Below are 13704 nucleotides of genomic sequence, written 5' to 3'. Positions count from 1 at the left end.
GACCGCTTTTTCATCGTTTTAAACAAAATATTGAAATATTATGAACTTGTAGCTCACACAGTGGATAAACACTGACAAATTCCTGTCAAACTAAAAAAGGCCGCCTCAATTATTTTGAGACGGCCTCTTCTGCTTATTTAATGGTAGATGTATATATATTTCCGAATCGATCTGTAACTCTGATCTTTACGGAAGCATTTTCTTTTTTTAACTTGGCTTTAAAGAGGTGATTGGTTGTACTTGGAGCAATCCAATCGTACTTTATTTTTGAACGATCAGTACATAATGCCTGCACATATGGATCTACTCCTTCGTACCTAGCCATTTCACCGATTACATTATCATCCTCAAGCCATTCAACTTTCCAAGCGGAATCATAGTTCCATACATTAGCAACAATATTTCCTTCATTATCTATTTGCGCGCGAAATTGATATTCTTGAGGATAACCTTGACTTTTGTAATACCATGATACCTCAGAATCATTAATCTCAAAAACACGATAGCCTCTCGGTGTACCGTCGGTACAAACATCTAAACTCCACCAACTGCCAGATGCTGCCGCAATATTGTGTTCGTAGAGCGAATCAGAATGAACAATATTATTGCTCAAATGCGTATGTCCAGACAAAATATGAGTTTTGTGCTCTTTCAACAGATTATACAAAGGATCAGCATTGATAGTTGTTCCGCCCATAAGCGAATAATTATACTGAAACGCAGGTTTTTCAACTTGTAGCCTAGTTGGAATATGCAGCATTACAAATACAGTCTTATCTTTGGGGACATATTTTAAATCTCTCTCTAACCATAGAAAAGTCTGTTCATCTATATACCCCATATAAAAATAATCCCTTCCGATATAGAAATTATTATTCAAGATGATATAATGCACATTACCCACATCAAATGAATAACGAGTAGGCCCGAAATGCTTATTAAAGTGTGTTTCTGAGGTTTCAAAAGATCTTCCCCAGTAAGCCATGTCATGATTACCGATAGTTCTATAAACAGGTAGGTCTAATTTACTCATCGCTTCTACATAGGGCTCAAACAAATTGGGATCATCCCCTACCATATCGCCTAGATCAACACCAAACCATATTGATTTTTTATCCTTTTCAAGCGTTTGCTGAATATCAGTTAACACATGATCTTCATACAATTTGAGATCATCTCTATTGGTTACCTGTACATCAGTCTGCACAAAAAACTTATATGCCTTATCAGATTTTGTACTTTTAATCAATTCAAAATCATAATTTGATTTTAAGGGTTCTATCTTTTGGTAAAAACTTGGAATAGTTTTTAATACATTCGGAACATAACCACTTGGCGTTGATATTTGGACGAATTTATCTCCTTCAGTACTCTGCAAAGTATAATATCCATTTTTATCCGTAATTGTTGTTGATATTCCAACACTTACAACCACATTTGGAACAGCTTTGTTATTTGCACGTACGTAACCGGAAATTTGCTGTTGAGCAAAAGCAATAAAGATTTGTGCAGCAACAAATATTATTGTAAGAAAAACTCTCATTCTATTTTAAAATGACATTATTGTAAACTGACCCCAGTTAATACTGCTCGTTGAGAACCTCCACTAGGTTTGATTGTTTCTTTTCCATTTACCAACATACCACTTGAACCACCTCCGTCTAAATTCAAAGCTTCAACACAGCCTATGGATTTCATTACATTTGCCACATCTAATGTAGTGAGACCAGCAACACCTGCTGTCACATTTCTACCTTCGCAAACAAATAATATCATTTTTTTATCAGCCGTAATACCTATCGCCGTACGTGGTTGATTTGAAGTAGAAGACACGTCTAACATTTCTTCAATGTATGTATTTTTAATCTCGCCATTTTTAAGCAACACGCCCACACCACCAATCGCAGTTTTTGCATTCAAAACCGTTGCAGTCTCTGGAAATGTGGCTGTAGGGACGCCCAATGGAGTTTTTGAAGCATCATTCGCCGCAGGCTTATTATAAGAATAATTTAAACCAGCACTGGTAAAATACGTCCACGACGCTTTAAAAGAATTATCCTGCATTTGTGAAAATGCACCCAATGTTGGATACCACATTGTAACCCAATCTTTCGAGAAATAATTCTGATTAGGAGATAGCATAACTCCATTTTTGACAACTAAATTTTGTGAAAAATAAAAGGCGTTTGCATAATAAAACAAACCAGCATTAATTATAATAGGTTTGGGCGTTTTAGCATAAAACTGTGTCAAGGTATTAACAGTTTTCGAGCCATACCCCTTAGCCGTTTCATCGTATGCAATATCTCCCAATATATCAAAAGTAGCCTTTGACATATCTCCTACAGCAATATAAGCGATAGCTTGTTTATTTTGCAAAGTAGCAGGAGATTTGTAAACTGTGATATGGTTTGGTAAGTCACCAAATGTCTTTTCAACATTTGTCCAACCTAACTTTACAATGTTTTCATTTTTTTCAGCTCCTTTATCAGGTTCTTCTACACCCCAAGTTGGAGGAGTATGAGTTTCTTCTTTACAGGAATAACTAGAACATATAGCTAAAGCTAAGAGCAATTTTATACTAGATTTCATCATAATTTAGGGATATAAAATGTTTATTATTAATACTATACAATTAGCGGTTGTTTATTGATAGATTCAATTGCCTCATATACTTTTAGTAAGGCACGCGGTACATGGAAACAGCCTTTCCATTTTCCTCCTTTGAGTGTAAGCAATGGTTCGCCCTGACGATTCAAGTACCCGTACCATTCACCATAAGTAGGATCCGAAAAACGTGTAAAGGTATAAGCATCCAGTTTCTCAAACCACACTTTACATTTCTCATTACCTTTATATGCGTAGCCTTTGGCCATGCATACTAAAGCTTCCAAATGCACCCACCACAATTTCTGATCCCACTCCAACTGTTGAGGAGGACGGTTTAAAATATCTTTGAAATATAAAATACCGCCATATTGCTCATCCCAACCATACTCTAAGGCGCGTAATGCAATAGCAATACATTTATTCATCAAATCAGAATCCTGGCGACGATCAGCCAAATCCATCATAAACCACATTGCTTCTATGATATGACCTGGGTTTACTAGACGCCCTTCAAATGTATCAGAGAATGATCCATCCAAATGTACGCTCTCCATGATCAAACCACTATCTGCTTGATAGAAAACCTCCATTACTTCATGGATAATTTCATCAATTAGCGTTTCAACGGTTTGCGTTCCAACAAGGTGTTCTAATTCCAAGGATAGATTACTCAAGATCATTGGAAGAGAAAAACCTTTAAGATTGCGCGTACCAGGATATGCCTTGCTGTATTTTCCTTTGGGATTTTCTTGCCTTGCTAGGATTCGGTTAAATGTATGTACAGCAACCTGAGCATACTCATCTTTGTTGGTGATCTTGTACAATGAAGCTAATCCCATTGTAGCAAAGCAATCCGAAAAAATATTATATGGTTGGACTAAAGGCTTGCCGCTGCGATCCAAAGCAAAATACCAATCTCCGTTTGCGTTACGACCATGATCCAAGATAAATCTTGCCCCATGCTCGGCAATAGATTTCCATTCTTCCTTTGACTCTACGCGATCATACATCGTAGACATTGTCCAAATTTGACGACCTTGAAGCCACATAAATTTGTCCGTATCGAAAACAGAACCATCACGCTCTAAACACGTAAAATATCCCCCAAACTCTTTATCAATAGAATATTTCTCCCAAAAGGGTAAAACATTCAAGAGTAATTCACCCTTATATTTTCTTGCGTATTCGATCATTATATGATTACAAGATTTAGTATTTTATTTAAAATGAATCATCCACACAAATGCTATTTGTGTGGATGATTAGATGTAGTTAATTAGTCGTTCAATCCTGCCTTTAGCTCATCCCACCAACCATAATTTATGATGTGTACAATATCAAAAATCATGGAACCTTGAGATTTTTTACGGCACATTTTTAGTGCCTTGATAAATTGCTCTGGATTATCTTTGTATTGCTCTACATATAAGCCAGCGTATACAGGAGTCTCTCCTTTAACAACTTTCTCCACCAATTCAGCAGAACCTTCTACTGTATACCAGTCTTCTTTTTTAACGATAAGACCTGATTCAAGCGTTCTTTCGGCTGCACCGTCATCTTTGATTAATTCTGATTTATCAACTTCAAAATAATAATTACCTGTAGTAAATAAATCTAAAGCATCGGCATAACCATAATCTTTGTATTTCTCTGTTGCCCAATCAAATTCTTTGCTTGGATCATATGATTTACTAGCGAAATTCACACCTACATCAAAATATAAAGGATACCAAGAGCCTGTATAATCACCAAATATGATATCTGGATTAATAGCTTTCAATTGCTCACGAGTAGAATAAATAAAATCATGAATAATACTCGCTCTCCACTCCAACCATACTTTGTATAATTTGCCTTCTTTACGCTCTTTTCCTTCGAAATAGAAAATATCTTGAGGATAATTCTCTACAGAATGTCCTAAATATTTTTCGAATGCAATCTTACTTGAATCAGAAAAATCAGCATTCAAATTATCAAAACGTACACGATCCAAAATAATACCATCCAACTTAGGGTATGAAGAAACTAATTCTTTTAGAATTGATAGCTCATAATTTCTTACTTCTTCCAACACTGGATTTACCATAGCAGAATATTTCGTCTTTTGATCTGTGATTTTCACAAATCCTTCTGGCAAATAAGAGATCGTTTGCCATGCAGCTTTGGTAGAATCTTCATATACTACACCTCTATCAAAGAAATTGTGACCTGCTACAAAAACATTCGTAGATGCGTGAATTTTTAGTCCTAGTCGGTGACCTTCTTCAATGAAATAAGCCAACATGTCCCAAGACAAGTCTTTCTTTACACCAGACTCTCCCCATGATTCCATCACAGGAGCGATTTTACTTGGATAAAGAACTTCTCCAGTTATCGGTTTAACATCGACTACAACATCCGTTACACCTACTTCTTTTGATTTTTCTAAATAGAAAGTTATAGAATCTTTAAAACAAAAACGGTCAAAATTGGCTGTGGCGTCAAACCATAAAATATTACGGTCAACAAAATATTTACTTTTATCATCCGTGTTTTTTTGTGTTGAGCATGAAATAAAAGTAATCGTACAACCTAATACTAAATATAATAATCTAAACATGTTTTTAATTTTTTACTCCTGCCTTAACTGCATCAAACAACTCTTGCTTTAGGAAATTGTATTGTGGTACGTACATATGGACTACATCAAATAACATTACACCACCAGAAGTTCTGCCAAGCATATATTTTATACCACGAGATATTTCTTCTTTGTTTTTGTAATTAATGTTACCGATATCCATACTACCATAAATTGGTCTTGTATTTTTAGTGATGTATTCGATACCATTCAAAGAACCTTCCATACTCCACCAGTGGTATTTCATACCTGCTGTTGCTGGATTTTCACTCAACATAATTTGCGTGAAATAATTCCCTGTCATCAATAAGTCTAATTCTTCAAAATAACCCGTTTCGCCATATCCAGGGTATGCCCAATCCATACGTAAGTTGTAATCTTGGAAAGGATCGTAATTTTTACTAGCCCAGTTTACACCTACATTATAATATGATCCATACCAAGCTCCTACATAAGCACCAAAATCAACATTTGATTTTACAGACTTCACAGCTGTACGTGCTTTTTTTACAAAATCTTGAATTACCGATGCACGGAAATACAACCATTGTTTGTAATATTTACCTGTTACATTTGGTACGATTTGACCATTACTTGATTTCCATGAGTTAACAATATCCTTTGGAAAATCCATATTTGCAGCGGAAGCATCATTGAATTTAGTCTTTAAAAATTCGATGAACTTTTCTTTTGAATAATCCGAGAAATCGGCATTAATATCGTTATAACGGCAATAGTCTAGAATAAAACCATCTAGATCAAATTTGCCTGTAATTTCTTTTATTAAATCTAATGCGCGCTCTTGAGCCTCTGGTTGTGCTGGATTAACGAAAACAGAATTCTGAACTGTAGAGATTCTTGCCAAGTGACCTTGCTCATTTGCTACAACAATGCTTTCATTTTTCTCTTTGAAAGTAGGATTGTCATATACGTAACCAATTTTACGATTAGCATCGCCTTCTACGAAAGTTACAATCGATAGATAGGATTTCATTTGACGCTTTTTAGCTTCAGCAATTAAGAATTCTACATAATCTGTAGGTCTTGTTTTTCCGTCGCGTGTTGTTAAATCTTTACGCAAACTACTAGGATACATCGTATGACCAGTAGATGGCTTTACGTCTATTACAAGTCCAGTAACGCCCGAGTCCTTTAACTTATCTAAAATGGCAACAATTTCCGCTTTATCATTGAACTTACCGTAAGTTCCAAATACATTTGAATGTGCATCTACCCATGCTAACACATTTCTTCCTGGCTCTTGATCGATTGGCGTTTCATCATCTGGCTTAGATGGACCACCTACTTCTGGGGGAAGAGATGGCTTATCTTTGGAGCAAGCAATTGTTACGCAAACTAATAAACCACACAAAATCTTTTTTGCACTAAACTTCATATATTAAAAATTATGCAGCTATGCCATGTTTTAATTTGACATAGCTGCAGTAAAACTTATATTATTATAAATCTACACAGTCAAATTGTACACCAACTACACAACCGTTTGTGAACATGAAGTATAGGTACATGTAATATCCATTCTCGGATGTAGTCATTATTATGTCACCAGTAGTATTTCCATTAACAGGCATTCCGTTTGCATTGGCACCATAAATACCAGGTGTAGTTTTCCAAAGAACACCAGGAGCACCCGTTGCTGCAGGATTACCAGACATAGCTGACTCTGCATCATACAAGAACACATTATCTGCAGTACCCCACGTAAATCCATTAATATGGTTGTAGGCTACAAATTTGGCGTTATTAAATTCAATGTAGTCCACGGTATTACTCACAAAGTTTGCATCAAGTTTTGCATTTTCATTTACCACATTATTCGTATTGCCATTTACTTTACCTAAAGTGTTTTGACCATAGCCTACTACGAAATAATCGCTTTTTGTATTTGACGGATTAGTGTAAATCACATCAGCATTGTTCCATGCCCAAGTGTACCCGTTTATAGTAACCATCTGAGGTGTTTGAGAAACAACAGCTCCATTTACTACTTCCCAACGCGCGAATGTATTTAACGATGCTAAACCATAAAGAGGGGCTGTAATGATTGCATTTTTAGTAATATCACCAATTACAGAAACTTTACGTCCATATGCGGCCCCACCAGCATTCCATTCAATGAATATTTGAGGTGTACTAGTTACAGAACTTATTTTCCAAATTTTGAATATATTACCATCATTTGCAGTCAAATTATTAACTAAGATATTACCCGCTTTGTCCGATGTAGTATAGAAATTACGTACGCCACCACGAACTTCACCAAGGTTAATTTCTCCAACTTTTTGACCTGTAACACCATCTATATAGATGCTATTTTGATCTCTTGTATTGATAACTAGGTGCTTACCAGAAGCTGCAATACCACCAGTAACATTGTCTACCGTAATACCTAAGTCTGTTTTCAACTTCTTAACGAACATGATCTTAGCACTACCTGGACGAATACCTTTAGTCAATTTAGTTGCTACTACCTGTTGCACTTTATAGTTAGTTTTCGCGTCTCCTGCAGAACTTACTGTAAAGGTAATAGGTGCTGCTAGATTAATAGATCCGCCGTTTGTAATAGATCCTGTAGCATGTCTATTTAAAGAATACGTAATACGTGGATTATTCACCACAGTACCTGGGACTATAGAAAAATTAATATCTTTTCCTATGATGATTGCATCTGATTCTTGCGTTTCTCCATTACCATCTTCAAAGGTTAATTTAGCTGTAACAACATCTGTATTTCCTTTTTTATTCGCTACAATTACATATTTAGTTTGCTCACCATTACCTGCAGTTACAGTTACATGTACAGGATTTGTCAAATCTGTATATCCCTCTAATGACGGAGATATCTTAGCATCGGTAGGGATAGATGCTCTCAATAACATCTTAGTAAGATCCACCTCATTATCCGAGTTGATTGGATAGTAATAGTCAATATCTACATATACTGTATCATTACTAATACGACTGTTAAAATGTCTATTTCTGCCATCACCATCTAGTGATGCGTAAAAATCTGCTATTGTATTTTTATCATTAGGAAGAATATGTTCTGGCTTAGCACATGAATATACTAATGCACACACCATAATTAATCCTGTGATATTGCTTAAAAACTTTTTCATATTCTATAAGTTTATAATTACCACCCTTTAATTTGTGTTAATGCAGTGTTCACCTGAACCTCAGCCTCAGGAATAGGTAAATAATACAATCTACCTGTAAAACTGCGATCTCTATCATCTGCTGGAACAGTTGTATATGACACATTTTGACCTGCTACTTCTACACGATGCCCAGATACGCGTCTATTATTCAGCGTGATATGCGCTTTCCTCCAACGTCTTAAATCCCAAAAACGATGACCTTCAAAAGCCAACTCTACCATTCTTTCGTGTTCTATAGCTGCTAAAGCAGTAGCTGCAGTATTATAGTTGATAATATTTAAACCACGTGCAGTACGTAATGCAGACAATGTACTTGCAGAACCCGAGTAATCATCTAATCCAGCTTTTGCTTCAGCCAAATTAAGGTAGACTTCACCCAAACGTAATTCAATCCAGCTTTGAGAACTTCTATTTACACCAAAATTTGTATTAGTCGGATCTAAGAATTTCTTCGTATAGTAACCCGTCACTGTACGACGAGGCTCTGCTAATACTCCATACTGGGAAAATCCCTCCTGCGCATCTGCAACAGAAGTGTTTAGTGTACGGCCTTTCCATTGTGCTCCATGATAAAGAATCGAAGCATAAAAACGCGACTCACGACCTTCATAGGGCTTTGCCGCATGTGTAGCATTAGACCATGAAAATTTCGTTCCATCGGCCATCTCGAACTCATCTACCAAATCCGCAGTTGGTACACCATAGACCATGGTATTGCCATTGTTATCACGCGGAGGTGCATAACCAAAATCATATTGGTGTGTCAATTGAGGAGCAACAAAATCTACACGTAAAATTGCCTCCTTATTAGCTTGACCTACTTTACGTGTAAAGATACTCGCGAAATCAGACTCTAATTGGTAGACACCTGAACTGATAACTGCATCAGCTGCATCAGCTGAAATTTTATAGTATTCTTTCGCACGACTTGCTGGAATACCTGTTAGCTCATCCGTATTAAATTGGTTTAGATCATATTTAGCAATCGAACCTGCATACAAAGCCACGCGAGATAGAAGCGCATTTGCAGTACCTTTATTAGCACGTCCTGCCAAGCTTGTATTTCCAAGATTAGCGGCAGCAAATTTTAAATCTTCAATCATAAAGTCGTAAACTTCCGCTTCAGAAGAACGTTGTCTATCCTTTTCTGCGTAATCACTGATATCTTTTAAGATTACTACTGAGCCGTGAATTTTCGCTAACCAATGATATGTATAGGCACGTATGAAACGAGCTTCAGCTTCGATTCTCAACATTTCTGCTTCTGGGAATGAAGATTGAGTACGTAAAAAACCCAAAAACTCATTAACACGACGAATACGATTATAAGCTGAACCCCAATAATTTAATCCAACACTTGAAGGTGAAAATTGATTGGAGTTACTAATCAATGTATTCACCGTACCATTACCAGATACTGTGGATGTGAACTTCATACCATCCGCTAGAGCGTCCATAGCATTATCATAGCCCAATCCAGGAAATACCCCAAATTGAAAACTCTTAATCTCTGCATACAGACCATTCAAGTATAATTCAACGACAGCAGGATCAGACCAAACAATTTCTCCTGTGAATCTATCTTGAGGCACTATATCAATGTCACAGCTATTAAAGCCGATGACAGATGATGACAGTAGTGCCATTATTGTATATTTAAATTTTGATTTAAATTTCATAACCTTCATATTAAAAAGTAACACTTAATCCAAATGCATAAATGCGTTGTTGTGGATAGAAACCTAAGTTTACGTTAGGCATTTCTGGATCAATAAATTTCAAATGATCCCAAGTAAATAAATTAGATCCAGTAACAAATAATCTTACATTGTCCATTTTTGCTTTATCCAATAAAGATTTAGGAAGTGTATAACCCAATTGAACTGATTTAAGACGCAAATAATCACCCTTTCTTAACCATCCAGAGTTTCCATTTGCATTGTGTGGTGAAACGCCTACTTTATTTGCTGTCAAACGTGGGAATTCTGCATCCATATTATCTGGTCTCCATGCATTTTCCATCAAGAAATAAGGTGAATTACCACTACCATAGAAAGTTTTGGTCCACACTGTATTATCATGCACACCACTAACTCCAACAGCGCCTTCGTATCCACCAGCTAATGACACATCAGCTAATGCAGCACCTTGCAATAATGCAGAGAAATCAAATCCCTTGTAAGCCATATCGATATTCAAACCGAACATCAACTCTGGAATATTTGAACGCCCAATAAATGAACGGTCTCCGTAAGCTGTGATTCTACCATCACCATCTAAATCTTTATAACGGAAGAAACCTGGTGCAATGATTCCTGTAGAAGGTGAAGATGTATTCTTAGCTTCTTCCCAAGTTTCAATAAAACCGTCAGCTACATATCCTGTCTTCTCGCCCCATGAACGACCAATTACACTCAAATGAGCTGGAGTTCCATCCGCTTCTTGATATTTTAAATACTTATTTTTAGACCAGTTGATGTTTCCTGTTACGCCCAATTTGAAATCACCAAAGGTGTTGTTATATCTTAATTGCGCATCAAATCCTCTGTTATCCATCGTCCCAATATTAGCTAAGGATGCGTGATACCCACCAATAGACGCCGGATAAAGACCACCAACACCTCCAAGAATATCATAAGTATATCTGTAGAACCATTCGAAGTCAAATCCAAAATTCTTAAACAAACGAGATTCAAACCCAATATTAAACATTTGAGATTCCTCCCACTTTAAGCCTGAATTCGGAATATTCGCAGAATACACCGCCGCAATCGGCTGCCCCCCTATCACTAGACCAGGTGTAGTTTGCTGCGCAAATGTCTGCATATATGAAAACTGACCTGCATTTGCACGATCATTACCTGTTCGTCCAAATGATGTCTTGAATTTTAAGAAATCAATGGATCCATTGTCAACGATATCTTGGAAAAAATCTTCTTTAGAAACTACCCATCCTAAACCTGCGCCAGGGAACATTTTCCATCTGTTTTGTTTAGCAAAATTGGATGAAGCATCCCAGCGTGCAGCAGCTTCGAATAGATACTTATCACGGAAACCGTAATTAAATTTAGCTACTACACCCGCACGGGTAATCTCAGGGCTCGAAGAACCTGTAGAAGCAATAAGATCCTCATCTTCCTTAGAACCATAATTAATCTCATGGATTACTGTAATTGGGAAATTACTAGCTCCAGCTGAAAATACATTACCAGTTCCTTTATAAAATTCGTATAATAGCAATCCTCCTACTGAATGGTCATTAAAAGTGTTATTATAATTTAAGCTTCCTTGTAGAGTTTTACTATAGTTTGCAGAATAACTTTGTCTTAAAGTTGTTTTAGAAATACCAGGAACAACATATTGAGCCACATAATTTCCAGAAACTTGCTCTTGATCACGCATCATAGTGGTATAGGGTTGCGTCCAGGTTTTAGCTTCTTGGCCTTGATAATCGTAAGCTCCCTGCAATTTAGCTGTTAAGCCTTTCACACCAGGAACATAAAATTCTAAGTGACCCGTTCCTTGGAAAATATTCATTAGGTATTTTTGGTAACCAGATTCTTCGACTGAAGCAATTGGGCTCATTAATCCTGCACCATTTCTAGATGAAGTATATTCACCCGTTGGAGCGAACATTGGCAAGTTAGGCAACATACGCGTAGCCTGATAGAATGGATTCATGTAAGCTGTATTATCCGGAGAAATACCTGGCGTATTACTTTCTTGATTTCTCAAACCAATATTTAAGCCCACTTTCAAATAGTCAGTAACCTTCGTATTGATATTTGTGCGTACGTTATAGCGTTTGAAATTTGTATGATTAATAACACCATCTTGTTCTAAGTGGTTAATTGAAGCAAAGTACTGCGTATTGTCAGAACCACCGTTAATAGTTGCTGCATGATGTTGAGAATAGCTATTGTTACCTGCCAATATACCCATCCAATCTGTATTTCCTAATAATGGATTATCATTTGTACCGTTGCGTACAGCATCAATCATCTCTTGTGAGAATACGAAAGCAACTTGGTCAGCTCCTGTATTTAATAAAATGTCATTATCTACCTCAGTTCCCTTGTTATACCAAGCCATATAGTCAGGGCCATCTAGGAATTTTGGGAATCGTGTGTTTTGTCCAATGTTTAATGAAAAATCATAGGAAACCTTTGGCTTAGACTTAGAACCCGATTTCGTTTTTACGATAATAATACCATTCGCTGCCTGCACTCCGTATGCAGCAGTTGCTACCGCATCTTTTAATACTGAAATGGTTTCAATCTCATTTGGATCCAAATAAGCCAAAGTAGAAGAAGGTCTTTCTATATCATCTACAATAACTAATGGACCTCTGTTAGAGCCATATGTACCAATACCACGAACAAATAAACTCGCATTATCAGCTCCTGGACGACCAGATTGCTGTAATGAAGTTAATCCAGGAAGACGGCCCGCTAACGTATTGGTAATATTCATTGCAGGTGCTTTCTTAATTTCAGCACTACTAATTTGAGCAACTGATCCGACCATAGTACTTTTCTTTTGCGTACCATATGCCACTACCATTACTTCATCAATTTCATTATTAGAATCTAATAAAGTAACATTTACTTGTCTATTATCTGAGACAGACACTACCTGAGTTTCATACCCCAAATAAGACACCTCCAATTCTAAAGGGAATTTATCCACATTAATAGTGAATTGACCATCAGATGAAGAGAAGACAAGTTGATTACTGTTTTTTAATTTGATTGTAGCTCCTGCGATTGGACTTTGCTTATCGGTACGAACCACTCCACGCAATGCCGTTTGCGCATAAAGAGTCATTGTACTGAACAGCATAAAAATCAAACAGAAAGCTCTAAACACATTAGATGTTGCGAAGTTTAGACATTTCATAATTTATTATTTTGTTGTTTTGGTGTTTTTCATAATTCAGCTCTTGTTATTACTCTATTTATTACAAATAAAGTATCGTATAGATGTAAATTTGGTCCAGCTTTTTATAAATAATTTTATTCTTATCAGGTTATTATTTAGATATAATTAGTAATTATTGCACTAATTTATAAATATTAAAAGCTATATCCAATATATTTTTAAAAAAAATTAATAAATAAATCAAAAAAATACGATGCAATATCGCTAGATTTTATATTAAAAAACATTAGCGTCCGGTAAAAACCAGATTTAATAATTTAATTTTCTCATTCAATTGATAGTCAGCTTATTGGTTTTTATCTTTTTCAGATTCAAAAAACAAGGTATCAAAAAAGGGCTAGCTGTTTACTT

General features: G+C 36.2%; 8 protein-coding genes. All 8 read right to left on the bottom strand.

Translation table 11 applies throughout. The features are described from left to right. Positions 1-133: 133 nt before the first annotated feature. The 8 genes from FLS47_RS15090 to FLS47_RS15055 all read right to left on the bottom strand — a co-directional run bounded on the left by FLS47_RS15090 (position 134) and on the right by FLS47_RS15055 (position 13311). Entirely contained in the window at positions 134-1543 is a 1410-nt protein-coding gene (locus FLS47_RS15090) for a calcineurin-like phosphoesterase C-terminal domain-containing protein (RefSeq protein ID WP_149915179.1), read from the bottom strand. A 17-nt stretch (positions 1544-1560) separates the two neighbouring features. Beyond that, positions 1561-2595, bottom strand: coding sequence for a phosphodiester glycosidase family protein (locus tag FLS47_RS15085; RefSeq protein ID WP_149915178.1), 1035 nt, complete (start codon positions 2593-2595; stop codon positions 1561-1563). 32 nt (positions 2596-2627) lie between these two features. Next, the gene (locus FLS47_RS15080; protein ID WP_149915177.1) at positions 2628-3803 is read right to left on the bottom strand and encodes an AGE family epimerase/isomerase; all 1176 of its coding nucleotides are present in this window, start codon (positions 3801-3803) and stop codon (positions 2628-2630) included. Positions 3804-3886: 83 nt separating this feature from the next. Next, positions 3887-5209 (bottom strand): alpha amylase family protein, encoded by a 1323-nt coding sequence (locus FLS47_RS15075; RefSeq protein ID WP_149915176.1) that lies wholly within the window; start codon positions 5207-5209, stop codon positions 3887-3889. Between the two features lie 4 nt (positions 5210-5213). Beyond that, positions 5214-6626, bottom strand: coding sequence for an alpha amylase family protein (locus FLS47_RS15070; protein ID WP_149915175.1), 1413 nt, complete (start codon positions 6624-6626; stop codon positions 5214-5216). A gap of 64 nt (positions 6627-6690) precedes the next feature. After that, entirely contained in the window at positions 6691-8370 is a 1680-nt protein-coding gene (locus FLS47_RS15065) for a DUF5018 domain-containing protein (protein WP_149915174.1), read from the bottom strand. Between the two features lie 17 nt (positions 8371-8387). Then, entirely contained in the window at positions 8388-10058 is a 1671-nt protein-coding gene (locus tag FLS47_RS15060) for a RagB/SusD family nutrient uptake outer membrane protein (protein ID WP_160067261.1), read from the bottom strand. Positions 10059-10101: 43 nt separating this feature from the next. Continuing rightward, positions 10102-13311 (bottom strand): SusC/RagA family TonB-linked outer membrane protein, encoded by a 3210-nt coding sequence (locus FLS47_RS15055; protein WP_149915172.1) that lies wholly within the window; start codon positions 13309-13311, stop codon positions 10102-10104. Between the last annotated feature and the right edge of the window lie 393 nt (positions 13312-13704).

This window comes from Sphingobacterium cavernae, from assembly GCF_008520265.1.
Lineage (GTDB): Bacteria > Bacteroidota > Bacteroidia > Sphingobacteriales > Sphingobacteriaceae > Sphingobacterium > Sphingobacterium cavernae.
This window is presented reverse-complemented; position numbering and strand designations above follow the sequence as displayed.